General features: G+C 72.1%; 26 protein-coding genes and 1 pseudogene. 14 read left to right on the forward strand and 13 right to left on the reverse strand.

Annotation, left to right across the window (positions count from 1 at the left end; all coding sequences use genetic code 11):
- The first annotated feature begins 48 nt into the window (after positions 1–48).
- Both ACFU5F_RS09515 and ACFU5F_RS09520 read left to right on the forward strand, forming a co-directional pair.
- Positions 49–918, forward strand: coding sequence for a glycerophosphodiester phosphodiesterase (locus ACFU5F_RS09515; protein ID WP_383884345.1), 870 nt, complete (start codon positions 49–51; stop codon positions 916–918).
- Between the two features lie 84 nt (positions 919–1,002).
- Positions 1,003–1,557, forward strand: coding sequence for a methylated-DNA--[protein]-cysteine S-methyltransferase (locus ACFU5F_RS09520; RefSeq protein WP_383884348.1), 555 nt, complete (start codon positions 1,003–1,005; stop codon positions 1,555–1,557).
- Between the two features lie 158 nt (positions 1,558–1,715).
- Here ACFU5F_RS09520 and ACFU5F_RS09525 read toward each other — a convergent pair whose 3' ends face one another.
- Positions 1,716–2,144 (reverse strand): VOC family protein, encoded by a 429-nt coding sequence (locus tag ACFU5F_RS09525; RefSeq protein ID WP_383884351.1) that lies wholly within the window; start codon positions 2,142–2,144, stop codon positions 1,716–1,718.
- A 66-nt stretch (positions 2,145–2,210) separates the two neighbouring features.
- Between ACFU5F_RS09525 and ACFU5F_RS09530 the strand changes: the two genes are divergently transcribed.
- Both ACFU5F_RS09530 and ACFU5F_RS09535 read left to right on the forward strand, forming a co-directional pair.
- Positions 2,211–3,149: a pseudouridine-5'-phosphate glycosidase gene (locus ACFU5F_RS09530; RefSeq protein WP_383884354.1), complete on the forward strand. Its 939-nt coding sequence runs from the start codon at positions 2,211–2,213 to the stop codon at positions 3,147–3,149.
- Between the two features lies 1 nt (position 3,150).
- Positions 3,151–4,053: a carbohydrate kinase family protein gene (locus tag ACFU5F_RS09535; RefSeq protein WP_383884357.1), complete on the forward strand. Its 903-nt coding sequence runs from the start codon at positions 3,151–3,153 to the stop codon at positions 4,051–4,053.
- A gap of 151 nt (positions 4,054–4,204) precedes the next feature.
- Here ACFU5F_RS09535 and ACFU5F_RS09540 read toward each other — a convergent pair whose 3' ends face one another.
- Entirely contained in the window at positions 4,205–5,002 is a 798-nt protein-coding gene (locus tag ACFU5F_RS09540) for a methyltransferase domain-containing protein (RefSeq protein ID WP_383884359.1), read from the reverse strand.
- Between the two features lie 256 nt (positions 5,003–5,258).
- Between ACFU5F_RS09540 and ACFU5F_RS09545 the strand changes: the two genes are divergently transcribed.
- Positions 5,259–6,386: a magnesium and cobalt transport protein CorA gene (locus ACFU5F_RS09545; RefSeq protein WP_383884361.1), complete on the forward strand. Its 1,128-nt coding sequence runs from the start codon at positions 5,259–5,261 to the stop codon at positions 6,384–6,386.
- A 52-nt stretch (positions 6,387–6,438) separates the two neighbouring features.
- Here the strand turns inward: ACFU5F_RS09545 and ACFU5F_RS09550 are convergent, their stop codons facing one another.
- Both ACFU5F_RS09550 and ACFU5F_RS09555 read right to left on the reverse strand, forming a co-directional pair.
- Positions 6,439–6,867, reverse strand: a complete 429-nt coding sequence (locus ACFU5F_RS09550; protein ID WP_383884364.1) for a CBS domain-containing protein — start codon at positions 6,865–6,867, stop codon at positions 6,439–6,441.
- 255 nt (positions 6,868–7,122) lie between these two features.
- A complete protein-coding gene (locus tag ACFU5F_RS09555) occupies positions 7,123–7,764 on the reverse strand; it encodes a uridine kinase (RefSeq protein WP_383884461.1) in 642 nt (213 codons plus the stop codon).
- Positions 7,765–7,892: 128 nt separating this feature from the next.
- Here ACFU5F_RS09555 and ACFU5F_RS09560 point away from each other — a divergent pair, with 128 nt between their 5' ends.
- The 3 genes from ACFU5F_RS09560 to ACFU5F_RS09570 all read left to right on the forward strand — a co-directional run bounded on the left by ACFU5F_RS09560 (position 7,893) and on the right by ACFU5F_RS09570 (position 10,841).
- Positions 7,893–8,576, forward strand: coding sequence for a DUF2293 domain-containing protein (locus tag ACFU5F_RS09560; RefSeq protein ID WP_383884367.1), 684 nt, complete (start codon positions 7,893–7,895; stop codon positions 8,574–8,576).
- 133 nt (positions 8,577–8,709) lie between these two features.
- A complete protein-coding gene (locus ACFU5F_RS09565; RefSeq protein ID WP_383884370.1) occupies positions 8,710–9,189 on the forward strand; it encodes a DUF1772 domain-containing protein in 480 nt (159 codons plus the stop codon).
- Between the two features lie 164 nt (positions 9,190–9,353).
- Positions 9,354–10,841 (forward strand): glutamate synthase subunit beta, encoded by a 1,488-nt coding sequence (locus tag ACFU5F_RS09570; protein ID WP_383884373.1) that lies wholly within the window; start codon positions 9,354–9,356, stop codon positions 10,839–10,841.
- A gap of 111 nt (positions 10,842–10,952) precedes the next feature.
- Here ACFU5F_RS09570 and ACFU5F_RS09575 read toward each other — a convergent pair whose 3' ends face one another.
- Positions 10,953–11,504, reverse strand: coding sequence for a carboxymuconolactone decarboxylase family protein (locus ACFU5F_RS09575; protein ID WP_383884376.1), 552 nt, complete (start codon positions 11,502–11,504; stop codon positions 10,953–10,955).
- Between the two features lie 41 nt (positions 11,505–11,545).
- Between ACFU5F_RS09575 and ACFU5F_RS09580 the strand changes: the two genes are divergently transcribed.
- Complete coding sequence (locus ACFU5F_RS09580; protein ID WP_383884379.1) at positions 11,546–12,958, forward strand: PLP-dependent aminotransferase family protein; 1,413 nt, start codon at positions 11,546–11,548, stop codon at positions 12,956–12,958.
- A gap of 420 nt (positions 12,959–13,378) precedes the next feature.
- On the opposite strand, the gene ACFU5F_RS09585 is transcribed toward ACFU5F_RS09580, so the two are convergent.
- The 3 genes from ACFU5F_RS09585 to ACFU5F_RS09595 form a co-directional block, all read right to left on the reverse strand.
- Positions 13,379–14,182 carry an SAM-dependent methyltransferase gene (locus ACFU5F_RS09585; RefSeq protein ID WP_383884381.1) on the reverse strand — a complete coding sequence of 268 codons (804 nt, stop codon included), beginning with the start codon at positions 14,180–14,182 and terminating at the stop codon, positions 13,379–13,381.
- 91 nt (positions 14,183–14,273) lie between these two features.
- Positions 14,274–14,552, reverse strand: coding sequence for a DUF397 domain-containing protein (locus tag ACFU5F_RS09590; protein WP_383884383.1), 279 nt, complete (start codon positions 14,550–14,552; stop codon positions 14,274–14,276).
- 9 nt (positions 14,553–14,561) lie between these two features.
- Positions 14,562–15,422 carry a helix-turn-helix domain-containing protein gene (locus ACFU5F_RS09595; protein ID WP_383884386.1) on the reverse strand — a complete coding sequence of 287 codons (861 nt, stop codon included), beginning with the start codon at positions 15,420–15,422 and terminating at the stop codon, positions 14,562–14,564.
- Positions 15,423–15,717: 295 nt separating this feature from the next.
- Between ACFU5F_RS09595 and ACFU5F_RS09600 the strand changes: the two genes are divergently transcribed.
- The 3 genes from ACFU5F_RS09600 (at position 15,718) to ACFU5F_RS09610 (ending at position 19,348) form a co-directional block, all read left to right on the forward strand.
- Positions 15,718–16,629 carry an ATP-binding protein gene (locus ACFU5F_RS09600; protein WP_383884388.1) on the forward strand — a complete coding sequence of 304 codons (912 nt, stop codon included), beginning with the start codon at positions 15,718–15,720 and terminating at the stop codon, positions 16,627–16,629.
- Positions 16,620–17,090 (forward strand): hypothetical protein, encoded by a 471-nt coding sequence (locus tag ACFU5F_RS09605; protein ID WP_383884390.1) that lies wholly within the window; start codon positions 16,620–16,622, stop codon positions 17,088–17,090. Before ACFU5F_RS09600 ends, ACFU5F_RS09605 begins: the two co-directional genes overlap by 10 nt.
- Positions 17,091–17,347: 257 nt before the next feature.
- On the forward strand, positions 17,348–19,348 hold the full coding sequence (locus ACFU5F_RS09610) for an ABC transporter ATP-binding protein (RefSeq protein WP_383884392.1): 2,001 nt from the start codon (positions 17,348–17,350) through the stop codon (positions 19,346–19,348).
- Between the two features lie 2 nt (positions 19,349–19,350).
- Here the strand turns inward: ACFU5F_RS09610 and ACFU5F_RS09615 are convergent, their stop codons facing one another.
- From ACFU5F_RS09615 to ACFU5F_RS09625, 3 genes and pseudogenes are all read right to left on the reverse strand, one after another.
- The gene (locus tag ACFU5F_RS09615) at positions 19,351–19,536 is read right to left on the reverse strand and encodes a hypothetical protein (RefSeq protein ID WP_037693204.1); all 186 of its coding nucleotides are present in this window, start codon (positions 19,534–19,536) and stop codon (positions 19,351–19,353) included.
- A 222-nt stretch (positions 19,537–19,758) separates the two neighbouring features.
- Positions 19,759–20,370, reverse strand: a pseudogene (locus ACFU5F_RS09620) (DUF899 family protein).
- Positions 20,371–20,544: 174 nt separating this feature from the next.
- Complete coding sequence (locus ACFU5F_RS09625; RefSeq protein ID WP_383884396.1) at positions 20,545–22,617, reverse strand: FUSC family protein; 2,073 nt, start codon at positions 22,615–22,617, stop codon at positions 20,545–20,547.
- A gap of 374 nt (positions 22,618–22,991) precedes the next feature.
- Here ACFU5F_RS09625 and ACFU5F_RS09630 point away from each other — a divergent pair, with 374 nt between their 5' ends.
- Positions 22,992–23,405 (forward strand): RidA family protein, encoded by a 414-nt coding sequence (locus tag ACFU5F_RS09630; RefSeq protein ID WP_383884399.1) that lies wholly within the window; start codon positions 22,992–22,994, stop codon positions 23,403–23,405.
- Between the two features lie 104 nt (positions 23,406–23,509).
- On the opposite strand, the gene ACFU5F_RS09635 is transcribed toward ACFU5F_RS09630, so the two are convergent.
- Positions 23,510–24,244, reverse strand: coding sequence for an aspartate/glutamate racemase family protein (locus tag ACFU5F_RS09635; protein WP_383884402.1), 735 nt, complete (start codon positions 24,242–24,244; stop codon positions 23,510–23,512).
- A gap of 2 nt (positions 24,245–24,246) precedes the next feature.
- A complete protein-coding gene (locus ACFU5F_RS09640) occupies positions 24,247–25,725 on the reverse strand; it encodes an NCS1 family nucleobase:cation symporter-1 (protein ID WP_383884405.1) in 1,479 nt (492 codons plus the stop codon).
- A gap of 191 nt (positions 25,726–25,916) precedes the next feature.
- Between ACFU5F_RS09640 and ACFU5F_RS09645 the strand changes: the two genes are divergently transcribed.
- Positions 25,917–26,627: a GntR family transcriptional regulator gene (locus tag ACFU5F_RS09645; RefSeq protein ID WP_383884408.1), complete on the forward strand. Its 711-nt coding sequence runs from the start codon at positions 25,917–25,919 to the stop codon at positions 26,625–26,627.
- Positions 26,628–26,641 lie beyond the last annotated feature (14 nt).

Raw genomic sequence — 26,641 nt, forward strand, 5'->3', positions numbered from 1 at the left:
TGCTGTCAGTCTTGAACCGACCGTGATCGTTCGACGCGAGGAGTACGCATGCACGTGCGCGCAGTTGCCGCCGCGACCACAGCGTTCTTGGGGGCCACCGTCCTCCTGCTCCCCACTTCCGCCGCCCATGCGGCCGCCGACGCCGAGTATCCGCTGGTCGTCGCGCACCGCGGAGCATCCGCCTACGCGCCCGAGAACACCTTGGCCGCCGTCGACAAGGCCGACGAGATGGGCTTCGAGTGGGTCGAGAACGACGTCCAGCGGACGAAGGACGGCAGGCTCGTCGTCCTCCACGACGCGACGCTGACGCGGACGACGAACGTCGAAGAGCTCTATCCCGAGCGCGCGCCCTGGAACGTGGCGGACTTCACCGCCGCGGAGATCGCCCGCCTGGACGCGGGCAGCTGGTTCGGCAGCGAATACGCGGGCGCGCGCGTGCCGACGCTGGAGCAGTACATGAGGCGTGTGTCGCGCAACCACCAGAAGCTCGTCCTGGAGATCAAGAACCCGCAGCTCTATCCGGGCATCGAGCAGCAGACCCTGAAGGTCCTCGGCAACGAGGGCTGGCTCGGCGCGGAGCAGATGGAGAGGCTGGTGATCCAGAGCTTCGGCGCCGACACCGTCCGGCGGGTGCACGAACTGCGCCCGGCGGTGAAGACCGGCCTCCTCGGCACCCCGGACATCGCCGACCTGCCCGAGTACGCGACGTTCAGCGACCAGATCAACTCCTCGTACACGACCATCTCCGCGTCGTACGTCGCCACGCTCCACGCGCTGGAGGGCCCGCACGGCAAGCCGTTGGAGATCCTCACGTGGACCGTGAACGACGCGGCCAACGCGCGCCGGGTGGCGGGCTACGGGGTGAACGGCATCATCACCAACAAACCCGACGTGGTCAGAGAGGCCACTCAGGGCTGAGCGCGGTCCGACGCCGAACGCGTGCGTGCCCGGACCGGAACGCACGCCGGCGCCGTTGTCGGTGGCGCCCCGTACGGTGGTCGCATGAACAGCCATGCGCAGGACGAGCAGCGGGTCGTGTGGGCCGTCGTCGGCACGGACATCGGGCCGCTGCTGCTGGCCGCGACCGACGAGGGCCTGGTGAACGTCGTGTTCCACGCCACGGACGCGGTGCGCGAGCGGACCCTCGACCGGCTCGCCTCCCGCCTGGGCACCACCCCCGTGGAGTCACCCGCCGCTCCTCAGCTGGCCGAGGCGATACGCCAGGTCGAGGCGTACTTCGCGGGTGAGCGCCATGACTTCGAGCTGCCGCTGGACTGGTCGCTGATCTCGGGGTTCAACCGTCAGGTGCTGCGCGAGCTGGCGTCCGGCGTCCGTTACGGCTCGGTCGTGGGCTACGGCGATCTCGCGCGGCGCGTGGGGCAGCCGGGTGCGGCCCAGGCCGTCGGCATCGCCATGGGGTCGAACCCGCTGCCCGTGGTCGTGCCCTGCCACCGGGTGGTCGAGAGCGACGGGGGCATCGGCGGGTTCGGCGGCGGGCTGGAGACCAAGCGGAAGCTGCTGGCACTGGAGGGTGTGCTTCCGGAGCCCCTGTTCTGAGTCTGGGACTGAGACGGCGACGGCGGCGACGGGTGGCTTCGTGCATCCGTGTGCGGCCCGTGCGGGTGCGTCAGGGGGCACCGAGGGCGGGGCCGTGGCGCGAATCGGTCATCGGGCGTCGTTCCGGTACGCGGAGAGCGGCCGAAAACCGATCATGGTCAGTCGTAATGGCGTGCCTCCAGCACGTTGCCGTCCGGGTCCCGGAAGTAGAAGCTGCGCCGGGCCGCTCCCCGAGCGCCGAAGGAGTCGTAGGAGAAGGCGGAGACGGGAACCGCCCTCTCCTCGAGACGGGTGCGCAGTTCGTCGAAGGCGTGACCGGGCAGGGCCAGGCAGACATGGTTGACCGGGTGCCCCGCGCTGTCGGCGGCGCCGGGCACCATGGTCAGGGTCTCGGCCATGGCGCGCGGCATGAGGTCGAGGATGGTCTCGTCGTTGATGCGCACGGAGGGAAAGGGGGCTCGTCCCTCCGCGTACTCGCTCACCCTCACGGGCTCCAGGCCGACGGCCTCTTCGTAGAAGCCGGCCGCGGCGACCGGCTCCCGGACCCAGAGGACCACGTGGTCGAGACGTGTCGTGTTCTCCTTCATGCACCTCAGGCTGGTGTCCTGCACCACAGGGCGCAAGGGTTTGGCCGGGCGCGCCGTCCGCCAGGGATGAGGGAAGAACGACAGACAGGAGGCGAGCGCGTGCTGGTGGTGTCCGAAGAGGTGCGAGAAGCGGTTGACGCGCGTCGACCCGTGGTGGCGCTGGAGTCCACGATCATCGCGCACGGGCTTCCCCGCCCGCGCAATCTGCAGGTGGCGCTGGAACTGGAGGAGGTCGTACGGCAGGAGGGGGCCGTACCCGCGACGATCGCCGTCCTCGACGGACGGCCCCACATCGGCCTCGGCAAGGACCAGTTGGAGCGGGTCGCGAACGAGGACGGCATCCGCAAGCTCGGACACCGGGACCTGCCCCTGGCGGTGGCCTCCGGGGTGAGCGGCGCGACCACCGTGTCGGCGACCGCCCAACTGGCGGCCCTGGCAGGCGTACGGGTGTTCGCGACGGGCGGGCTCGGCGGCGTGCACCGGGAGTGGACGTCGACCCAGGACGAATCCGCCGACCTGGGGCTTCTCGCCCGCACCCGGATCACGGTGGTGTGCGCCGGCGTGAAGTCGATTCTGGACGTCCCGGCCACTCTGCAGCGTCTGGAGACGCTCGGAGTCGCGGTCGCCGGTTACGACACGGAGCGCTTCCCCGGCTTCTATCTCTCCGACTCGGGACATCCGGTGGAGTGGACGCTCCGTTCGCCCGATGAGGTCGCGGACGTCATGCGGGCGCAGGACGCTCTCGAGGGCCCGGAGTCGGCGCTGATCGTCGCCAACCCCGTACCGGAGGAGGAACAGCTCGATCCCGAGCTGCACGCGCGCGTGCTCGCCGAGGCGCTGCGGGCCTGCGAGGCGGAGGGCGTCACGGGACAGAGGGTCACCCCCTTCCTGCTGAGCTATCTGGTGCGGCACACCGACGGCGCCTCCCTCACCGCCAACCTGGCGGCGGTACGCGGCAACGTACGGCTCGCGTCACGGATCGCGGCGGCCTGGGCCGGGGCGTGACATGAGCGGGGCGCTGCTCGTCGTGGGCGACATCGTCACGGACGTCGTCGCCCGGCACCGCGGCCCGCTGGCGGCGGGCACCGACACGGCCTCCGTGATCCGGACGCTGCCGGGCGGGGCGGGCGCCAACGTGGCCTGCTGGGCGGCCCACTGGGGCTGCGCCGACGTACGGCTGCTGGGGCGTGTGGGCACGGACGGGGCCGCTTGGCACGAGCGGGAGCTGCGTGCCTCGGGGGTACGACCCCAACTCGTCGTCGACCCGCACGCGGCCACGGGGACGGTGATCTGCCTGGTGGACACGGCTGACGCGGCCGAACGTACGTTCCTCACCGACAGCGGCGCCTCGTTGCGGCTCGACCCGGACGACTGGTCGCCGTCGCTGCTCGACGGGGTCGCGCGGCTGCACCTGTCCGGCTATCTCTTCTTCTCGGAACCGAGTCGCGCGCTGGTGTCCGTCGCTCTGCGGTCCGCACGCGCACGGGGGGTGCCGGTCAGCGTCGATCCCGCGTCGGCGGGGTTCCTCCGGCGGCTGGGCGTGGCCCGTTTCCTCTCGCTCGTCGACGGGGTCGACCTGTTGCTGCCCAGCCGCGACGAGGCGAGCCTCTTGACCGGACTGCCCGACCCGGCCGACGCGGCGGCCAAGTTGAGCCGTCTCGTTCCCCTGGTCGTGGTCAAGCAGGGGAACGAGGGCGCACTGGTGGCCCGCGGGGGCGGTGTCGCGTCACGCATTCCGGCGACTCCCGCAGTGCCCCGCGACACCACCGGCGCCGGCGACGCCTTCACCGGGGCGTTCCTGGCCGCGCTGCTCGCGGGCGCGGAGGCTGAGGAGGCGGCGACGGAGGGGTGTGGGGCGGGGGCGCGGGCGGTGGAGAAGGTGGGAGGGAGGCCGCCGGTGGTGGGCTGAGACGTTTCCGGGTGCCCGTGCGGGACAGGGGTGCGTGGTTCGTGGGCCAGGCGCACGGCACACGGCACACGGCACACGGCACACGGCACACGGCACAATCCTCACTGCTCACGGCTCATCTCCGCACGCCGGTGCGGGGCTGGTCCTGTCGCTACGCCTTCCGGCCCCAGGCCGAGATGAGCGGTGGCGCGGCGATGTCCAGGGCGCCGGAGGCGACATCGGCCAGATGCCGGTCGATCTCCTCCTCCGTGGCCAGGTTCGCCGTGACGAGCGCCGGCCGCAGCCGGGCGACCGTCGTCGACTCCAGCGCGGCACAGGCGGGTGAGGCCACGGGGAAGTACGCGTCGGCCTCCACACCGCGCAGTCCCGCCGCGCGCAGCAGGCGCGGGAGTCGGCGGCCGTGCGCCGGGTCGGTCCCGCGTTCGGCGAGCAGTGCGCGGACGGCCTCGCGGAGCCGGTTGGCCAGCTGCTGCTCGGGGCCTGATTCCTCCAGGCAGGCCAGGGGCTGGAGAGCCGGGTCGGCGTCCTCGACCAGGAGCCGTCCGCCGGGCCGCAGGGCCCTGATCATGGACAGCAGTGCGCTCTCCCGGTCCGGTGCGTGGGCCAGGGCGAGGCGGGCGTGGACGAGGTCGAAGCCGTCGCCGGGCGGCTGGTCGACGCCCAGGCGGTGGACGAGGGCCTCGACCGGGGGGCGGGTGACCGAGGGGACGGCCCAGGAGATGTCGGTGTCGGTCGCGATGACCTTGCCGGTCGGTCCGACCTTCTTGGCCAGCCAGGAGACCACGGTGGTGCCGCCCGCGCCGACCTCCCAGCAGCGCCAGCCCGAACCCAGGCCGAAGCCCTCCATGTGCCGGAACGTCGTGGGGTCGAAGAGCGTGGCGAAGGCGTCGGGGCCCTGGCCCGTCTCGGCCCGCCGTTGGTCGAGGAGATACCCGTCGGTTCGCATCATGCGTGGATCATCCCATTTGACCGACTTATCACTGATGGCGACGCTCCAGCGGCACGCGAGGTCACCCGACGGCCGACCTGATCGCAGTTGCCCGATGAGACCGGCTCGGATCGGAACGTCCGGGCCGGCAGACACGTCTACAAGCGAAGTGGAGCGTTCCGTTCCCACAGCCTTACCCGGCACTCGTCCGGCCCTGGCAAACTGGCGCGACAGGGCACGAAGTGCGGTGCGAGGGGATTCACGCGAGGAGATCCAGATGTCCATGGCAGGGAATCTGCGGAAGGTCACCGGCCTCGACAAGGTAGGTGGTCTGCGCAGGGTGGCACGGCTGGCACGACGGAGTCCCCGCGTCGACCTCAGCCACCCGGCCCGCTCCCCGCTGGGCACCTCGGTGGTGAACTGCGTGACGTATCACAAGGGTGTCCGGTCCCCCGGCGGTCGCGATGTCGTCGAGGCCGTCAAGCAGGTCCGCAAGCACGATCACGGCTTCGTCTGGCTGGGGCTGCACGAGCCCACGCAGCGGGAGTTCGCCGGCATCGCCGAACTCTTCGACCTGCACCCGCTGGCCGTGGAGGACGCGGTCGAGGCGCATCAGCGTCCCAAGCTGGAGCGCTACGGCGACACCCTGTTCGCGGTGTTCAAGACGGTCTGCTACGTCGAGCACACGGAACTGACCGCGACCAGCGAGGTGGTGCACACCGGCGAGATCATGGTCTTCGTCGGCGCCGACTTCGTGATCACGGTCCGGCACGGGCGGCACGGCTCGCTCGGTCCGCTGCGGGAGGAGCTGGAGGCGAACACCGAGCAGTTGTCGAAGGGACCGGCCGCGGTGCTGCACGCGATCGCGGACCACGTGGTCGACGACTATCTGAGCGTCACGGACTCGGTCCAGACGGACATCGACCAGGTCGAGACGGATGTGTTCGCCGCGAACGGCGCGCGCGTCGACCCGGGGCGCATCTACCAGCTCAAGCGCGAACTGCTCGAACTGAAGCGGGCGGTGGCCCCGCTCGCCCGGCCCCTGATGGAACTGACCTCACGACCGATCCGGGTGGTCGAGCCGGAGATACAGGCCTACTTCCGGGACGTCTCCGACCACCTGCTGCGAGCCACGGAACAGATCGCCGCGTTCGACGAACTGCTCAACTCGATCCTGCAGGCACACTTGGCGCAGGTCAGTGTCGCGCAGAACGAGGACATGCGGAGGATCACGGCGTGGGCGGCGCTGATCGCCGTGCCGACCATGGTGTGCGGGGTCTACGGCATGAACTTCGAGCACATGCCCGAGCTGCACTGGAAGTTCGGCTATCCACTCGTCCTGGGAGTCATAGCCATGGCCTGCGTCACCCTCTACCGGGGCTTCAAACGCAACGGTTGGCTGTGACTCCCGGAGAGCGGCGACGGCACGGCAGCGCAGAGCCGGTCGGACGGTCGATTCAGCGCGTCGCGGTCTTGGCGTAGACGCTCTCGGCCCAGGCGGCGATCTGGTCGTCCGACAGATGACGGGCGAGGTCGGCCTCACTGATCATGCCGACGAGCCGCTTGTTCTCGATCACCGGGAGCCTGCGGATCTGGTGGCCCTTCATCTCCTCCAGAACCTCGGAGATGTCGGCGTCGGCGTCGATCCAGCGCGGGGTTCCCTTGGCCATCTCGCCCGCCGTGATCGTCGACGGGTCGTGGCCCAGGGCGACACAGCCGACGACGATGTCGCGGTCGGTGAGGATGCCGCAGAGCCGTTCGTTCTGGTCGCTGATGGGGAGTGCCCCGACGTTCAGCTGACGCATCAGCTGCGCGGCGCGGTCCAGGGTCTCGTGGGCGGGGATCCACTGGGCTCCGCGGTGCATGATGTCTCCGGCGGTGGTCATGTGGTACCTCCCGGTGCCGGACGGCCGGCGCGGCGCAGGAGGCACCGCTGGTCCCGGCGCCCTACATTCTTGCCGCCACCGGAGCGAAGCGCATTCGGAAGGGACCGCCCCTCCACGTGGGGCGCGCGTGTGACCTGGGCGGGCGGACGGACGGACGGCACTTCGGGGGAAGGTCGGAGGATGCGGATGGCCAGGCCGCTGGTTCCGCGGCTGCGAGATCCACGGGCCGGCGGGCGGGCTCCGTGAGAGCCGCGGTCAGCCGTTCCAGGCGGGATGTCGTGGGTCGTCGGCCCGCACCAGTACGTCTGCGGTGGCGGCCGGGTCCGTCTCGGCCTCGTAGCGCTCGAAGGCGGGGAGGGTCCAGTGTTCGCGCTCCGGAGTGCGGCGGCGCAGGGCACCCGAGGAGAGGAGGACATGGACGGTCAGATCGAAGGGGAACCAGTGCTTGAGGAGGAGAGGTCCGTGCGTCAACAGGACCGCGCCGGGCGGGAGTTGGGCGTAAGGGCTGCGGGTCGCCCGATCGGTGGCGGAGTCCCGGAGATCGGGCAGGACCCGGCCCGAGCCACCGGGGTCGAGGGGGCCGAAGACCTCGCGCCACAGGGCCGCGGTGTCGAACCAGCCGTCGTAGTAGGCCTCCACGTCCTCGTGGCCGTACTCGAACCGGAGCGAGGCGGACCGGAGGAACCCCTCGGTGCCCACGACGAGCGAGGGCCTGCCACGTACGCGCAGCGCCTCCGACACCCGCTCGGCGAGATCTCCGGGGCGGGCGGCCGGAGCTCCGTCGAAGGCGATGCGTGGCCAGGGCGATCCGTCGTCCGGCTCCAGGTCGACGATGCGGTCGGCGAGGAGGTCGCCGAGCCGTTCCCAGGTGATCGCTTCGAATCGCACACGGCCCATCATGCCGCGCCCGGTCGACCGCGCCCGCGTGGGTCGGGACCCAGGGCGGAACACCGGTCGAGACGCGGATCGGGACGCCGGTCCGACGACCGCGTGACCATGCGGCCACCAGGGGGAATGAACCGTGTATGGCAGCGCTCGCCACTCCCCCGCCCCGTACCGGAATCGTCGTCGTGCAGGCACTCAGGAAGAAGCACTGCGCCGAGTGCCGGAGCGGTCCGGTGGCGTTGCTGGTGCTGGAGGAGGGGGCGCCGCGCTGCCTGGACTGCGCGGATCTCGGGCACCTGGTGTTCGTGCCCCGCGGTGACACCGCGCTCACGCGGCGGGCTCGGGAGGAGAGTTCGCTGTCGGCGGTGGTCGTACGGTTCAACCGACGTCGGAGCCGCTACGAGCGACAGGGAGTCCTGGTCGAGGACGCCGCGCTCGCCCGCGCGGAGGAGCGGTGCCTGGCGGACGCCGAGGTGCGGCGCCGGCGGCGGCTGCGGGACGCGCGGCGGCGGGCGGTGGAGGACGTTCGCTTCACGGACGCGTTCGCCGCGGAGGTACGGCGGTTGTTCCCCGCGTGTCCGGCCGAGCGGGCCAGGGAGATCGCCGCCCACGCCTCGTTGCGCGGCAGCGGCCGTGTCGGCCGCAGCGCGGCCGGCCGCGCGCTGACCCAGGTCGCGGTGACCTCCGCCGTCATCGCATCCGTACGGCACGTGGACACGCCGTACGACCGGCTGCTGATGAGCGGCGTGCCCCGGCACGAGGCGCGACGACGGATCACGGGGACGGTGGAGGCGAGGCTGCGGGAGTGGCGGGAGGCGGGGTGAGGGGGAGGGAGGGGAGGGGGGAGGGGCCCCTCCTCCCTCCGCGACCGTCACTGCGGCTGCGGCTGTTCGCTTGTGGTGACAGTGGGTGCGGGGCAGGATCTTGGGGATTCGAGGGGGCGAGGTGGGAGCGGACATGATCGATGGGCCGTACTTCGTGCTGACGGTGCTGGGGCTGCTCGGGACGGCGATCGTGGCGGGGGTGTTCTGCGGGTTCTCGACGTTCGTGATGAAGGGGCTGGCATCGTTGCCACCCGCGCAGGGCGTGGCGGCGATGCAGGCGATCAACGTGAGTGCGTTGACGCCGGCGTTCATGCTGTTGTTCGTGGGTACGGCGGTGCTGTGTGCCGTGCTGGCCGTCGTGACCTTCGTGCTGTGGCCGGACGAGGGCAGGGTGGAACTGCTGCTGGGCAGTGCGCTGTATCTGTTCGGCTGTTTCGGGGTCACGATGGTGGCGAACGTGCCGCGCAACGAGACGCTCGCCGGGCTGGGCGCGGGCACGGCTGAGGCCGCCGCGTACTGGCGTGAGTACGTGAGCCGGTGGACGACGTGGAACACCGTCCGGGCGGTCGCGTCGGCCGCGGCCGCCCTGTCGTACCTGCTCGCGCTGGCCTGAGGCGAGGGCGGCGGGCGCGTCGTATCGTGGCGGGAAGAGAGTGTCGCCCGACGGCGTACGGCCTCGTGCTCCGCGCCCCCAGTCCCTCATGCCGGTCCAGTCCGCCGGCTGCGGTCGTGCCCGGCCGTGGCCGCACGCGTACGTCATACGTGAGGGAGACGGCCATGGCCGATCCCAAGGGTTTTCTGACCACGCCGCGCGAGGAGTGGCGCCGTCGGCCGGTGGAGGAGCGGGTGCGGGACTGGGACGAGGTGTATGTCCCGGGGGCGCTTCTGCCGATCGTCAGCAAGCAGGCGGACCGGTGCATGGACTGTGGGATTCCGTTCTGTCACGACGCCTGTCCACTCGGGAATCTGATTCCCGAGTGGAACGACCTGGTGTCGCGGGAGGACTGGCGGGCGGCGAGCGACCGGCTGCACGCCACGAACAATTTTCCCGAGTTCACCGGACGGTTGTGTCCCGCGCCGTGCGAGGCGGGGTGTGTGCTGGCGATCAATCAGCCCGCGGTGACCATCAAGAACGTGGAGGTCGCCATCGCGGACCGGGCCTGGTCGGACGGTTTCACGCCTCCTCGGCCGCCGGACCGGCTGTCGGGGCGGACGGTCGCCGTCGTCGGCTCCGGGCCCACCGGGCTGGCGGCGGCGCAGCAGCTGACGCGGGCCGGTCACACGGTGGCCGTGTACGAGCGGGCGGACCGGATCGGGGGGTTGCTGCGCTACGGGATCCCGGCGTTCAAGATGGAGAAGCGGCATCTGGACCGGCGGTTGGAGCAGATGCGGGCGGAGGGCACGAAGTTCCGTACGTCGACCGCCGTGGGGAGGGATGTCGGGGCGGCTGAGCTGCGGGCCCGGTACGACGCGGTGGTGATCGCCACAGGTGCTACGGCATGGCGTGAACTGCAGGTGCCTGGGCGGGAGTTGGGCGGTATTCATCAGGCGATGGAGTATCTGCCGCTGGCCGACCGGGTGTGTGAGGGGGACCTGGCGGTGTCGCCGCTCTCGGCGGCCGGGAAGCATGTGGTGATCGTCGGGGGTGGTGACACGGGGGCGGACTGTCTGGGGACGGCGGTGCGGGAGGGGGCCGCGTCCGTGACGCAGTTGGACATCTATCCGCTGCCGGAGGCCGAGCGTGACGAGGACGTGGATCCGTGGCCGACGTATCCGAAGGTCTATCGGCTCTCGGCGGCGCACGAGGAGGCGCGCGATCTTCGGTCGGCGCCGGCGGCGGACGCGGACGCGCGGCTGTTCGCGGCGTCCACGCTCCGCTTCACGGGGGACGAGTCGGGGCAGGTCCGGGCGTTGCACCTGGTGGAGGTCGACGGTGGGAGGCGGGCCCGGCCCGGCACCGGGCGGACGCTGCCCGCCGATCTGGTCCTGCTGGCTCTCGGGTTCTCCGGGCCGGACCGTCATGACGGGCTCGTGGAGCAGCTCGGACTGGCTCTTGATCCGCGCGGGACGATCACCCGTGGGCGGGACTTCGAGACCACCGTGCCCGGCGTGTACGCGGCCGGGGACGCCGCGCGCGGGCAGTCCCTGGTCGTCTGGGCGATCGCCGAGGGGCGCGCGGTGGCCGCCGCGGTGGACCGTCGGCTGACCGGGACGGCACGCCTGCCGGCCCCGATCGGACCGTACGACCGGCCCATGACGGCGTGACCGCGGGCCGGTGGGGCGGCGCCGGGCCGTATCGCGGGCGCGACCCGGCCGGGAGTGGCGAGCCCTTGCGGGCCCGGCGGATGGGCGAAGGCCGCTCCGGGGCCGAGTTGTTCAGCGGGTGTCCGTGCCGGCTCGTTTGGCGGTGGAGAGGGCGATGCGGTTCCACGTGTTGATGGTGAGGATCAGGGCGAGGACGTGGGCAAGTTCGGTGTCGTCGAAGTGGGTGGCGGCTTCCGCGTAGACGTCGTCGGGGACGCCGGCGTCGGCGACGAGTGTGACCGCTTCGGTGAGGGCGAGCGCGGCCTGTTCGCGGGCGGTGAAGAAGTGCCGGGCCTCTCGCCAGACCGGGATCATGTGCAGCCGGTCCTCGCTCTCGCCGGCCTTGCGGGCGTCGGTGGTGTGCATGTGGAGGCAGTAGGCGCAGTGGTTGAGGTGGGAGGCGCGGATCTGGATCAGTTCCACCAGGGCCGGGTCGAGGCCTTCGCGGGCCGCCGCGTCGAAGCCGATGAGGGCGCGGAAGGCGTTCCGGGCGGTCTTCGCGAAGTCGAGGCGCGGGGGTGCGGTGGTGGGGTCGGCCGGGTTCGTGCAGTTCACCGTGCCCGTCGCGTCGGTCGCGTCCGTCGTGTTCTTCGTGTTCTTCGTTGTGTTCGTCGTCATGACCATGAATCTATGGCGCGGAAAGACCTCCCGTAGGGTGCATTTTCATGGAGGATTCGTGGGTCAATTCGGCGGAGCGGATCGGAGCCGATCTGCATCTCGAACTGTCCGGTGGGGGCGGGCGGCGGGCGGCGTTGATCCGGGCTTTGCGGGACGCGGTGCGGGGTGGGCGGCTCGCTCCCGGGACCCGGTTGCCCCCGTACCGCTCGCTGGCGGCGGACCTGGGTGTCGCCCGGAACACGGTCGCCGACGCGTATGCGGAGCTGGTCGCGGAGGGCTGGCTGACGGCGCGCCAGGGCTCGGGTACGCGGGTCGCCGAGCGGGCCGAACCGTTGGGCGTTGCGGCGCGCCCGCCCCGGGAGGCTCCGCCCCGCGCGCGGGGGCCGCGGCACGACCTGCGGCAGGGTTCACCGGACGCGTCGGCGTTCCCGAGGGCGGCCTGGGCGGCGTCGTATCGCAGGGCGTTGACGCGGGCGCCCAGCGAGGTGTTCGGGCCAGGTGATCCGGCCGGTCGGATCGAGCTGCGGGAGGCGCTGACCGAGTATCTGGCCCGTGCGCGGGGCGTGCGGACCGATCCGTCGCGGATCGTGATCTGCTCGGGTTTCGCGCACGCGCTGCGGCTGCTGTTCCACGGGCGGGTGCTGCGGGGGCCGCTGGCCGTGGAGTCGTACGGTCTGGGTTTCCATCGTGAGCTGCTGGCGGCGGCCTCCGTGCGGACGGTTCCGTTGCCGCTCGACGAGGACGGTGCCGGGGTGGACGGTCTGGACCGGGAGCGGGCCGTGCTGCTCACTCCGGCGCATCAGTTCCCGACCGGCGGCCCCCTGCATCCCGTGCGGCGGGCCGCTGTCGTGGACTGGGCACGCGCACGTGGCGGACTGGTCCTGGAGGACGACTACGACGGGGAGTTCCGTTACGACCGCAGGCCCGTGGGGGCCTTGCAGGGTCTGGATCCCGAGCGGGTCGTGCACATCGGTTCGGTGAGCAAGAGCCTGTCGCCGGCGTTGCGGCTGGGGTGGATGGTACTGCCGGAGCGGTATGTGGGTGCCGTGCTGGAGGCGAAGGGTGAGCGGGAGGCGTGGGCGAGTGTGCCGGAGCAGTTGGCGCTCGCGGACTTCCTGGTCTCCGGGGCGTACGACCGTCATGTGCGGCGTATGCGGCAGCGGTACCGGGCGAGGCGGGACCGGCTCGTCGCGGCCCTCGCCGCGCAGGCGCCGCACATCGAGGTCACCGGGATCGCCGCCGGGCTGCACGCCGTGCTGCGGTTGCCGCCCGGGACCGAGCGGTCCGTGGTGAGGGCGGCGGTCTGGCGGGGGGTGGCGCTCGACGGTCTCGCGGAGTTCCGGCATCCGGAGGCTGTGGGGGACGCGCCGGACGGGCTCGTCGTGGGGTATGCGACGCCGCCGGAGCACGCGTACGGGGCGGCGGTGGAGGCGCTGTGCGGCGTGCTGCCACCGGGGTGAGCGGGGCACGACGCTCAGCACTCAGCTGAGCGGGGTGCGGTGGCCGACGGGCCGTGGATCTCCGTAGGCCCCAGGCCCCGGCGGGCGCGAGGTCTCGGTGGGCCGTGGGTCCCCGTGGGCCTGAGGTCCCGGCGGACCCGAGGGCCGGCGGGACGCACGCAGGTCCCGGTGGGCCTGGTCGCCGGGGTTCTCCCTGTCGACGGGGTGTCATGGTCGTACGTGTGGGCGCGGCGCCTCTTCGACGCCTGGACGCGCGCCCAGCTCACTCGCGCGCCACGACTCACGCCCGGAGCGCCCCCTCGCGCAGTGCACGCGCCCGCGCAGCCGCGCGCACCCGCGCAGATGCGCGACGACCGGGTGGACGCGCGGCGCGTGCCGTGGGGCGCGCGCCGCACTCGTCGCAGGGCGGTCCGCGAAGCGCTACGGCTTGCGCGCCACCGCCCCGTAGCCGGGGATGATCCCGTCGTCCTGGCCGGGGACGGGTTCGCCGAGTTCGGGGTGCCAGTGCTGGGGGACCTCGACGCCGGGGTCGACCAGGTCGAGGCCGTCGAAGAAGCGGGCGAACTCCTCGCGGGAGCGCAGGGCCAGGGTGACGCCGGCGGCCTTGAGCTTGTCCGTGGCCGCCCTGGACTCCTCTGGGGTGAAGTCGGCGGTGGCGTGGGTGACGACCAGGTAGCTGCCGGAGGGCAGTTCGGACATCAGCCGCTGGACGAGGGTGTGGGCGCCGTCCTCGTCGGAGACGAAGTGCAGCAGCGCGATGAGGGAGAGCGCCACGGGCCGGGTGAGGTCCAGGACCTTCTTGGCGCCCTCGATGACGGCGTGCGGGTCGCGTACGTCGGCCTGCAGGTACTCGGTGTGCCCCTCGGGGGTGCCGCGCAGCAGGGCGGCGGCGTGGGCCAGCACGATGGGATCGTTGTCGCAGTAGACGACGTTCGCGTCGGGGGCGACGCGCTGGGCGATCTGGTGGAGGTTCGGTTCGGTCGGGATGCCGGTGCCGACGTCGAGGAACTGGCGTACCCCGTTCTCCGCGAGCCAGCGTGTGGAGCGGTGCATGAAGGCCCGGTTGACCCGCGCCATCACCGGTACCCGCGGGTCGAGGGCCAGCATCTGCCTGCCCATGGCCTCGTCGACGGGGTAGTTGTCCTTGCCGCCGAGATACCAGTCGTACATGCGTGCGGGGTGGGGTCTGCTCGTGTCGATCTCGACGGGAGGACTCCCGTTCATGACGGACTCCAGGGGAAGGTGCGGCGGTTGGTGATCAACTCAAGGCCAACTTAGGGAAATCGACTGAGCAACAGGGAGTGCGCAACAGGCCTCAGGAGAGGAGGAAGTCGGCCACCCCCGCCTTGGCACCCTGGATGAAGGCGTTCATCTCGTCGGGTGTGTAGATCAGCGCCGGTCCGTCGGGGTCGGTGGACTGCCGTACGGCGATGCGGCCGTCGGCGAGTTTCATGGCCTCCAGGCAGTTGCCGCCGTTTCCTCCGCTCCAGGGCTTGTGCCAGCCCTCGCTGCCGAGTTCCCGGGCGGGCATGCCGTTGTAGACGCGTGTGTGCGACTGCTTGCGCGTGCGCGACTGCGACTTGATGTAGTCCATTCGGTGTCTTCAGAGCTCCTTGCGGAGATCGCGGAGGATCTCCTTCGTGCGTTGTGCCGTGGCGGCCTGCGCCGCCATGCGGTCCATGACCTCGAGGTGGGTCGCCACCTCGGAGCGGTCGTCCAGATAGACGGCGCCGGTCAGGTACTCGCTGTAGACCATGTCCGGGAGTTCGGGCATGGCGAAACGGAACAGGACGAACGGCCCGTAGGTGCCGGGGTGCGGTCCTGTGTCGAAGGGGGCGACCTGGAGCGTCACACGGGTCAGTTCCATGGCCTCCAGCAGTCGGTCGATCTGGGCGCGCATGACCGCCGGTCCTCCGACGGAGCGGCGCAGGACGGTCTCGTCCATCACGCACCACAGCCGGGGTGCGTCGTCACGGGTGAGCAGTTCCTGCCGTTGCATGCGCAGGGCGACGTGGCGCTCGATGTCGTCGGGTTTGGTCTGGCCGATGGCGCCCGAGGTCATGACGGCACGCGCGTAGTCCTCGGTCTGCAGCAGTCCGGGGACGAAGTGGGGGTCGTAGCCGCGGATGAGGCCGGCGGCGCCCTCCAGGCTGACGTACATGGAGAACCAGCCCGGCAGGATGTCGTGGTAGCGCTGCCACCAGCCGGGTTTGTTGGCGTCCTCGGCGAGCCGGACGAACGTCTCGGCCTCTTCGTCGCCGACTCCGTACGCCTTCAGCAGGAGTTGGAGGTAGGGGATCTTGAGAGCGACCTCGGCGGTCTCCATCCGGCGGACCGTGGCGGCGGTGACGTGCAGGATGCGTCCGGCTTCCTCGCGTCGGATGCCCGCGCGTTCGCGCAGATCCAACAGGCGTCGGCCCAGCACGACCTGGCCGACCGTCGGCGCGGACCGCGGCTCGCTCATCTCGCCCCTCTCGCTCTCTGACTCTGCGCCGACCTGTGTCCGACGGGCGGCCTGTCCGGTCTTGCGGTCCCGGCAGCCGGGCGGCGCCGCTCGGAGGTCTCGCGCGCCACGCGGGTCCGTGTACACATACGAACACTGTGCGTGCTTATGAATGTTGTGCGAGGGATTTCCAACTGGCGCCGCTACACGTGCTGTTGCGTGCAGTGTGCCATGACCGTTCAGAGAGTCACACGGCACTCTGCAATTTTCAGAGTGACACTTGCCAAGTGTTCACGGCGGGGCGATAGTGGCAAGCGTGATTCCGCCCCCTGCGCCGTTAGGAACAGACGCCGCCGGAGACCGTGTCGGTCCCGGTCCGGCCGCCGGGGCGCGCCCCGAGACCATCGCCGAGCGCCGGTTCCGGTTCGAGCTGGCCGCGCACCCGGGTGCCGTGGCCCAGGCCCGGCGTGTGACCCGTACCCAGCTCACGGGCTGGGCCGTCTGCGAGGACGCCTGCGACACGGCCGCGCTGGTCGTGTCCGAGCTGGTGACCAACGCGATCGTGCACACCGCGAGCACCCATGTCGTCTGCGAGCTGGTCGACGGCGGCGAACTGGTGCGCATAGCGGTGCGGGACGAGGGCTGCGCGCCCGGTGAGCCGCACCCCTCGCCGCAACGGCCGGAGGAGGAACACGGCAGGGGGCTGCTCCTCATAGAGTCCCTCTGCCGCTCCTGGGGTGCGCAGCCGGTGGGTCTGGGCCTGCTGGTGTGGGCGGACGTGCCGCGAGGGCTCGTCCCCGTCGTCCCCGACGAGGTCTCCCCCGACACGGGCGCGTGCGCGGTCACCGTCACGGGCCCGGCCGTGCACGCGGACACCGCGGCCCGGTCCGATCTGGGCTGGGGCGCGAAGAAGCCGCCGACGGAGGACCGGGACGGCGAGCCGGAGGCGTTCCGTCTCACGGCTGCCGGCGGTCCCGGGGATGCCGGAGCCCGCGGGGACACCGCGCCCCGCAGGAGTGCCGAGGTCCGCGGGAGCACCGAGCCCCGCGCGGTCGGCGACCCCCGTCGGGGTGCGGCGGAGGCCCGTGCGGGGGCCGAGGCCCGCAGAGGGACCGAGGACCGCAGAGGCATCGTCGGCCTCACCGTGGCCGGGGGCCGTGCGGGTGCGGGTGCGGAGGTCGAGGTCCGGCAGGAAGTCGGGCGCTGGTCGGGGGCCGAATGGGTGTGAGCGCGTCGATCGGTCCCGCTCTGCCCCCCGGTGGGGGCAGAGTGGCTCGCGTGGTGAGCCTTGACACCCTGACCCGACTGCGCCGCGCCCAGCGACCCGCTGCGACGCCCCGCCCCCTCCCCCTGCCCGAGGGCATGACCGCACCGATGGGCTGCGACGCCGTGGCCGTCCCGGCCCGCTTCGGGCCGCTGGTCCTGCCCCGGCTGCCCCGCGTGGGCTGCGTCTACGCCGACAGGGCGCACTGGTGGTGGATCGTGCCCTCCGATTCCGACTACGCGCTGCAGTGGCCCGCCCCGGCGCGCTACACCACCGGAGCGCTGGTTCCCGACGGCGCGGACGTGCCCCCGCTGATCCTCCGGCCGGAGGGCGCCATTCCCTACACCCCGCCGATACCGCTGTACCTGGCGCTGTGCCGGGTCACCGGGACCACGCCGTCGTGGTCCCGGACGATGACCGCGTAGCGCTCCGACGGCCGGGCCGCACTCCCCCGCGCGAGCGCCGCCCGCGCCCCCGCTCCTGTCTGGACTCTCCTGTCCCGCCCCTTCCGTCTCGGCGCTCCTGTCTCGACATCGTCGGCGAACTTCTCCCCCGCTCCCCTCCCCCCTGCTTCGCGCCCCGCGTGCTCCGGGCGGGTGGGGTCGCTACGTCGTGCGCCCTGGCCGGGGACCGGGCGCGCCGGGATAGTGGCCTGTCGGCGACGACTCGGGGGAGGCCGTGGGTGGGCAGGGCACGTGACGGGGACAGGCCGGAGACGTCGGAGTCGGAGCGGCTGCTGTTCGGAGGGCCGCTGCGGTACGACATGGGCTGGTCGCAGCATGCGAACGCGTTTCTGGAGCTGAACTTCCGCGCGATGGTGCGGCGGCTGCCGTCGCTGCTCGCGTCGAGTTTCCGGCTGGCCTGGCAGGCGGACCGGTGGGCGGCCCGGACCGTGCTGGCGTCCGAGACGGGCCGCGGCCTCGCCCAGGCGGTGAGTCTGCTGGCGATGAACTCGGTCCTGGCGCGGCTGATCGCGGACGGCACCGTCGAGCAGCGGCTGCGGGAGGCCGCCCCCGCGCTCGTCGCCATCGCCGCCGTGATGCTGGTGTCCACCCTGCTGCGGGCCGCGTCGACGTACGCCACGGGCCGGCTGGAGCCGAAGGTGGAGCGCGTCGCGACCGAGCTGTATCTGGAGCGCGCGGCGGCCGTGGAGCTGTCCGCGATCGAGGACGACGGTTTCCACAAGCTGCTCGACACCGCGAAGTACGGCGCCCAGTCGGCCCGCAGGATGATCAGCTACTCGGCGCGCGTGGTGAACGCGCTGATCTCGCTGATCGCGGCGGCCGGTGTCCTGACCGTGCTGCACCCGGCCCTCCTGCCGCTGCTCGTGACGATGACGCTGCCGAGCGCCTGGAGTTCCCTGACGATCGCCCGCCGCCGCTACACGTCCTTTCACGCCTGGGTGCAGCACGCGCGCGCGGGATATCTGATCGGCTCGCTGCTGATCGAGCCGGAGGCAGCCCCGGAGATCCGGGTGCACGGCGTCGGCCCGTTCCTGCTGCGCCACTTCCGTTCCATGTCGGAGACGGCGGAGGCCGAGCAGGCCCGCCTGGCCCGGCTGGCGGCCCGTACGGGCCTGTACGCGGCCCTGTGGACCGGGCTGGCCACCGTGGCGACGTACGCGACGCTGGGCGCTCTGCTGCTCGGCGGCGCGATGGCACTGTCCGTGGCGGGGACGGCCGTCATCGCGATCCGCACCGGCTCCGCCAGCCTCGACACCCTGGTGCTGGAGGTGAACTCCCTGCACGAGGAGGCCCTGTTCGTGGGCGACATGCAGCGGCTGTACGTGGAGGCCGCCAAGCGCGCGATCCCGGAGGGCGGTGATCCGCTGCCCGAGGACCCGCGGGAGATCCGGGTGGAGAACGTGTCCTTCACCTACCCGGGCAAGGCCGCCCGGCCCGCGCTGAGCGATGTCACCCTGACCGTGCCGCTGGGCAAGATCGTGGCGCTCGTCGGGGAGAACGGTTCGGGCAAGACGACCCTGGTCAAGCTGCTCGCGGGGCTGTACGCGCCCGACCGGGGCAGGATCATGTGGGACGGCGTGGACGCGGCGGGCGCGGACCGGCGGCGGCTGGCCGAGCGCATCGCCATGGTCGCGCAGGACTTCAAGCGGTGGCCGTTCACGGCCCGCGTCAACCTGGCGATCGGCCGCCCGTCGGCGCCGCTGACGGAGGAGCGGCTCGCCGCGTCCGTGGCGGACGCCGGGGCGCAGGACGTCGTGGAGGACCTGCCGCGCGGCCTGGACACGCTGCTGGGCAGGGGGTTCAGCGGCGGGCACGAACTGTCGGGCGGGCAGTGGCAGCGCCTCGGGATCGCTCGCGCGGCCTACCGGCGCGGGCGCATCCTGATCGTCGACGAGCCGACGGCGGCCCTCGACGCCCGCGCCGAGCTGGAGGTCTTCGAGAAGATCCGCGCCCTGGCGGGCACCGGTCAGACGGTCGTCCTGATCACGCACCGGCTGGCGTCGGTGCGCCACGCCGACCTCGTGCACGTCCTCGACCAGGGCCGTCTCGTGGAGTCCGGTACCCCGGACGAGCTGCTGGCCACAGGCGGGGTGTACGCGGAGCTGTACTCGCTGCAGGCGGAGCAGTTCGCGGCGAAGGTGCCCGCGCCCGCGCGGCCCGCCACGCCGGCGGCGGCCGCAGCCGCCCCGGAGAAGGTGCCCGCGCCGAAGCCGGGGTGAGATCAGGCCGACGCGGTCACGGCGGTGTCGGCGCCGCGCACGATGACCAGGAACATGTCGGTCGCGATGTCCATCACGACCTCGGCCTGCTGCCCCTCGAGGCGGGCCGCGTGCGCCAGCTCCTCCGCCGGCCACGAGCCGCGCGGCCCACCGGCGGGAAAGCGCCCCAGCACCGTTCGCCCGTTCATGCTGCACCTCCGTGTCCCGCTGCACCCGTGGGTACCGTGATCACGGCCGGGCAGCTTGTAGATTTAAACGCCAACCACGGGGTGAACGGCTCGCGAAGTGACGGTACTGAGACGTAGTTGACACGAGGTCAACGACGGATCGTGAGGTACCTCTCAGAAACCACACATTCCGGTGACCTTGTGTGCAAAACCTTGCACTGCCTGCCACGCTGTCACGCTCAGTCACTCCTCGTACTCGTCGCGGTACCGGATCCGCTCGTCGCCCACCCCTCCCAGCACCGTGAGGGCCAGCAGTCCGGCGGTGGAGCCGAGCCCCTCCAGACCGCGCCCGTACGCCGAGTACGTGTGGAACACCCGCTCGCGCTCCCGCAGGAAGCAGCTCACGCCCGGCCGCTCGACGGCGTCGTGGTCATGGTCGAACGTGTTGCCGAACGACGAGTACCAGGGCACCGTCCCTCCCATGCGTGCCTTGAAAGGCAGGATGCGGGGGTACGGCGCCCGCGACACGACGGCGAACTCGGTCCCCCGCGCGCGCAGATGCGCGAGGTGCCCGATCTCGTCGAGGAAAGCAGAGCAGTCGCGGGAGCCGGCCTCCCACTCCGGGGCGAACGCGAGTGGTGCACGATCAGTTGCCGCCGCTCCCGGAACAGGTCCCGCAGGGTCGCCTTGCCGTCACCGCCCTCGAAGACGGACTCCTCGCGGACCTCGCCCATCGGCATCCGCCGCCGCTCGGCCTCCAGCGCGTCGCGCGCGGGTGAGGGCCTTCTCCTTGAGCAGCAGTTCCTCCCGCGCGGCGCGCCATTCCTCGCGCGGGGCGATCCACGGAAGCGACATGGGTTCCTCCTCCGGTGCGGTCCGTTCTGCCGGTGTGGAGCGGAGGGGGAGGCGGAACTCATCGGTCGGGCGGGGCTTTTCTTCGTCGCCGCCGGGATGGGCGGGGTGAGGCGCCGGTCCGCTCGCCCACCCGGTCCTCCGGCCCGCCGCCACGGCCGCTCCGCCCGCGGGGGATCACGCGCGCAGACCCTGCCTCGGCGGTGCCTCGGCCGCGCCCGGTGCGTCGGCCGCGCCCGGTGCGTCGGCCGCGCCCGGTAGACCGGTCATGTCCGGTGCCTCGGGAAGGCTGGTGCCGGTGTTCCCGCGGTGGCGGGCGAGTTCGTCGAGGAGCGCGGTGAGACGGTCGGTGTGGTGGCGGCTGAGCCGTCCGGTGTCGTCGAGGTGCACGGCGCAGGCTGTGGTGGTGTCCACCAGGCGTTCGAGGGCGGCGGCGACCTCGTCGGTACCCTCGGTGTGCCGGGCCAGGGCGGGCAGTTCGGCCCCGGAGAGGGCGATCGCACCTCGGGCGCGGGCGAGCGCGCGGTATGCCTCGCGGCGCAGGGCCCAGCGTGCGGCCCGCTCGTCGGCCGCGCCGGGCAGGGCGGCGCCGACGGACACGGTGACCCCGTTGGGCGTGGCCGGACCGCTCGCCGGGGGCGTCCCGTTGGCATCGGAGCGGGCGCCCGGCGCACGCGACTCGTCCAGGACGTGCGCGAGGTAGGCGTACGCCGCGGTGCCCGCTTCGGTGAGCCGGGCGCGTACGCCCCCGCCCCGCTGCCCCTTCGGTATCGGCAGATGGCCGACGACCAGGACGATGGCGCAGGCCAGAAGCGTTTCGCCGATGCGGCTCCAGGATGCCTGGGGATCGCCGCCGACCATGACGAGGGCGAGGACGAGGACGGTGACGACGGCCGTCTGGGCGGCGAAGTGCCGGGTGGCGACGGGGATCAGCGCCCCGCTGACCGCGACCAGCGCGACGAGCCCTTCGGGCCGGGGCAGGACGGCGGCGAACCCGGCGAAGAGGACCGCGCCGAGCACGGTCCCCGCGGCCCGGCACAGCACACGGGACACCAGCGGCCCCAGGTCCGGCTTGACCAGGAAGACGGCGGTCGCCGGCAGCCAGTACCAGTGCTCGTGGTGCAGCGCCTGTGCCACGGCCGCGGCCGCCCCGAAGGACAGGGCGACCCGCAGCCCGTACTCGCGGCCGCCTGCCCCGAGGCCGAGCCGGAGCAGGGAGCCGAGGGTGCGGCGGCGGGTGTGCAGGGCGCGGGGGTCGCCGCCCCGGTCGAAGGTCTCGGCGGCCCGCAGGAGCGCGTCGTCGAGGGCGCGCAGCGCCGGTTCGACGGGGGCGCCGGCGGGCCGCCGAGTCCGGGCGCGGGGCAGGACGGGCGCGGGCAGCGGTCCGGTCGTGGTGTTGCCCCGTACGGCCGCGGCGAGCCGCCGGGGTCCTTCGGAGGCGCGGCCGACCGGGGCGTCCCCGGCCCAGGCCAGTGCGGTCGCCGCCTCCGCCAGGGGCAGCGCGGCGGCGTACTGGGCGTGCAGGCGCCACTCGGCCGACGAGCCGGCGTGGCGCCGCAGCCGGGGTCCGGCGAGCGCGTCCTGTGCGTGGTCGAGGGCGGCGGTCAGCGCGGCCCGCCGGGCGAGCGCGCCGGGGGTGCCGACGGCGTCCAGCAGGGCGGCGATCGCGTCGTAGACGGCGGCGACGGCGTCCCGTTCCCCGTCGAAGCGGTAGTCACCGGCGGTGAGGACCGCGGGTGTGGGCAGGGCGAGGCGCAGGGCGAGCAGCCATCCGGCGCCGGCGAGGTAGGCGAGCGCCCGCTCCCAGCCCGCCTCCGGCAGCGGCATGCCCGCGCCGATGGCGGCCGCGACCAGCAGTTGCGTGCCCGCTCCGGAGGCCACGAGCCCGACCGCGCTCATCGCACCGGCGAGGAGTCCGAGCGCGGTGAGCAGCAGGGTGAGGACCACGGCGCCGGTGTACTGCCCGGCGTAGGTGCCGACGAGCAGCCCCACGGCTCCCGCGAGCGCGGGCACGCCGAGCCGCTGGACGGCCACGCGTCGGCTTCCGGGACGGTCGTTGATCCCGGCGAGCATCGCGCCGAGGGCGGCGAGGACCCCGGCGGACGGCCGCCCCAGCACCACGGCCGCCAGCAGCAACGGCCCACCGGCCAGCGCCCCGCGCACGACAGCGTTCCAGGGCACCGGCCCCCTTTGCGCGCGCAGAGCGTGGGCGAGCCAGGGCGGCAGGGCGAGGGCGGCGGGGCGGGACACGGGGCTCCTGTCGTCGGGTGAGGGCGGGGGTGTGCCTTCGGGCGACGGTGGCCGGGGCGTGGCTGGTGCGGCGACGTCGGGAGACGCGCCGCTCGCGTCATCGGTACTCGTGGCATCCGTGCTCATGGCACCGGTACGCGTGCCCTCCACGGTAGGTGCCGCACCTGGAGGATGTGGAACGCTCGTATTACCGCGGTGTGACGATCGCTGCAGATACCACGTTCTTTATGAACGCAATCGGGGCACGCGAGCGTGGGCCGGCACGGAACAGCGACTCGGGTCCGACGCAGAGGACGGGGGACGGCCCGGAATTCGGATGCGGGCGGGGCGAGAGGTCCGCATCATCGACTGGTCGTCCCTCACGAGGAGCCTTCATGATTCAGCGCACCACCGTCCCCGGTCTGTTCGCGCCGCCCGTGTACGCGCACGCGTCCGTCGTCGAGGCCGGGACGAAGCTCGCGTTCCTCGCCGGGGCCGTTCCGCTGGACGCCGACGGGAAGCTGGTCGGGGAGGGGGATCCGGTCCGGCAGGCCGAGCAGGTGCTGGCGAACCTCGGGGAGCAACTGCGGGCGGTGGGCAGCGACTTCGAGCACGTCGTCTGCACCGATGTGTATGTCGTCAGCGGCGAGACCGCGGCCCTCACCGCGGTCTGGGACGTCGTCGAGGCGTCCGGCCTCAGCACGGGCCCCCACTCCTCGACCCTCCTCGGCGTGGCCTGCCTCGGCTACACGGGTCAGCTGGTGGAGATCACGGCGACGGCGGTGGTGCCGGAGCCCCCGGCCGCGTAGGCGAGGGCTCCGGACATCGAGAGGGCGCTTCCACCCGCGCCCTTCTCACCGCCCCTCCCTACCCGTTCACCCCTGACCCGTTCCCCCCTGCCCCGTTCCCCTCCTCACCCGCTGTCCGGCTCGGCCGGCCCCGCGGCCCCCCAGCTCCTCCTCTTCGGGAGCGGCTTCGCGTACCCGCCCACGCGGCTGGTGGTCAGTCCCAGCGTCACCAGCGACTCGGCGAGCTTCACGGCCGCTCCCACCCCGTCGACGACCGGCATCCCCAGCTTCTCCCCCACCGTCCGCTGCAGTCCGGTCATGCCGGCGCAGCCGAGGACCAGCACCTCGGCACCGGCGTCCCGGGCCCGCTGCCCGGCCGCCAGGAAGGCCCGGGTGGTGCGGTCGGCTTCGGCGAGGTCGAGGACGCCCAGCCCGGTGCCGACGATCGCCGCGCAGTTGCGGCCCACCCCGGCGGCGTCGAGGCTGTCCTCGATCTGCCCGCAGGAGCGTTCGAGCGTGGTGACGACGCCGTAGCGCCGCCCGAGGAGACAGGCGAGGTGCGCGGCGGCCTCGGTGATGTCGACGACGGGGACGTCCACCAGTTCGCGTGCGCCCTCACGCCCGTGCTCGCCGAACCCGGCCATGACGACCGCGTCGTAGGGCTTGTCGTAGGTGCGCAGGGTGTCGAGGACGGCGGCGGCGGAGAGGTAGCTGTCGAGCCAGCCCTCCGCGGACTCGGGGCCCCAGGCCGGGGTCAGTCCGGTCACGGTGGTGCCCGGGCCTGCTGCGGCCCGGGCACCTCGCACGATCTCCTCGGTCATCCCCTGCGTCGTGTTGCAGTTCGTGACGACGATGCGCACGCTCAGCCCTCCACGGCTGCCGGTTCGGACGGGGCCGGAGCGGCGGCCCGCTCGTCCCGGCACAGCACGGCGTACAGCCCGGCGGACAGCGCGGTGCCGATGAACCAGGAGTACGGGGCGACGTGACCGAAGGTCGGGACCAGGGCGAGGACCGCCGAGACCGCAGCGGCCGGCAGGAACGCCCACAGGGCCTTGGGGTTGACGCCCTTGCGGTAGTAGTAGCGGGAGCCGGGCGTGGCGTCGAAGAGTTCGTCGACGTCGATGCGGCCGCGCTTGACCCAGAAGTAGTCGAGCATGATGACGCCGAACAGCGGGCCGAGGAAGGCGCCCAGGCCGCCGAGGAAGTACTGGACGACGGTGGGGTTGGAGAAGAGGTTCCACGGGGTCACCACCAGCGCCGCGACCGTGCTGATCATGCCGCCGACCTTGAAGGTGATCTTCTGTGGCCAGACGTTGGCGAGGTCGTACGCCGGTGAGACGAAGTTGGCGACGATGTTGACGCCCATGGTGGCGATGGCGAAGGTCAGGGCGCCCAGCACGAGCACCCAGGTGTTGCCGACCTTGGCGACGAGTTCCGCCGGGTCGGTGATGGCCTCGCCGAACACCTCCAGCGAGCCGGCCGTGACGATGACCGACACGACCACGAAGGCGGTCGAGTTGATCGGCAGACCCCAGAAGTTGCCGCGCTTGACGGTCCTGTAGTCGGGCGCGAAGCGGGAGAAGTCGCAGAAGTTGAGCATCAGCGTGCCGTAGGTGGCGAGGACGAGTCCGATCGCTCCGAACCACTGCCGCCACTGCTCGCCCACGGAGACCGGGTGAGGGGTCGTGGTGAGGGAGATGGTCCAGCCGGCCTTGGCGAGGATCCAGACCGCCAGCGCGATCATGACGATCCAGATCGCGGGACCGCAGAAGTCCTGGAACTTGCGGACCGACTCCATACCCTGGCTGATGATCAGCGCCTGGATGAGCCAGAGGGCGACGAAGGTGCACCAGCCGAGCTGGTGCAGGCCGAGGAAGGAGTTGTGCGTCCAGGACTCCAGGCCCGGCCAGGCGGCCATCAGCATGATGTTGACCGCGACGGACGCGAGGTAGGTCTGGATGCCGTACCACATGATGGCGATCACGGCCCGGATGATGGCCGGGATGTTGGCGCCCCAGACGCCGAAGCTGATGCGGCTGACCACGGGGAAGGGCACGCCGTGGCGCTGCCCGATCTTCCCCATCCAGTTCATCCCGATGTAGATGATCACGAAGCCGACGAGCAGCGAGGTGAACACCTGCCAGACGTTCATACCGAGGACCAGCAGGCCCGCGGCGAACGTGTAGTTACCGAGGTTGTGGACGTCGGACATCCACAGGGCGAAGAGGTCGAAGACCTTCCAGTTCCGCTTCTTCGCGGGGGCGAGGTCTTCGTTGGTGAGGCGGGGATCGGGGACGAACGCTGTGGTGCCGGTGGCTTCGGCACGGTCGGCGAGGGACACGGGGCCTCCAGGAGCGTCAGGAGACGGGGTCGGGTGGCGGGGAGGGGCGGCACCGGAGTGGGGGACCAGGGGAGCACCTCGACTGTTTGGTATACCAAACTGCGCTCATCGTCCTCCCGTCAACAGTTCTGACCGATGTCGTTGTTGTTAACGGTCGGTAAAAGACCTCCGGAGTCGGCGAGGATTGCCCCATGAGCTCCCTGGCTCCCGAAGGAGCGAAGATCGAACCCCTGGGCGCGGTGCGCGAACGTGTCCTGGGCACGCTGCGGCAGGACATCATCGCCGGACGCCTCCGTCCGGGTGACCGACTCGTCGAGCGCGAGCTGGCCGAACGCTTCGGGGTCTCACGCGTCCCGGTCCGTGAGGCGATCCGCGCGCTGGTCGCCGAGGGCTTCGTCCACTTCGAGACCCCGCGCCGCACGGTCGTGCGCCGTCTCACCCGGGCGGACGTGGCCGAGCTGTTCGAACTGCGCGAGGCGCTGGAGGTCTACGCCGCCGGGCTCGCCGCCTCCCGCGCCACCCCCGAGTCCCTCGCGGAGCTGGCGGCCCTGCTCGACCGGGCGGCGGAGGCGACCCGCGCCGACGACGCCGAGACGATCACCGACATCAACACCCGCTTCCACGACCGCGTCCTCGCCATGGCCGGCAACAGCCTGCTCATCTCCGTCATGGAGCCGGTCGACGGCCGGCTGCGCTGGCTGACCAGCCAGAACACCGAGTGGCCGCAGCTCCTCACCGAACACCGCGAACTGTACGACGCCATCGCCTCGGGCGACCCTGCCCGCGCCCGCGCGCACGCCCTCACCCATGTGCGGACCAACTACCGGTCGACCGTGCGGCACCTGTTCGGCGAGGACGGCACGGGCGACCACGGCGCCGGGGAGTGCGGCATCGACGTGTGAGTCGGAGAGACCGG

The organism is Streptomyces sp. NPDC057438 (assembly GCF_042802995.1).
Lineage (GTDB): Bacteria > Actinomycetota > Actinomycetes > Streptomycetales > Streptomycetaceae > Streptomyces.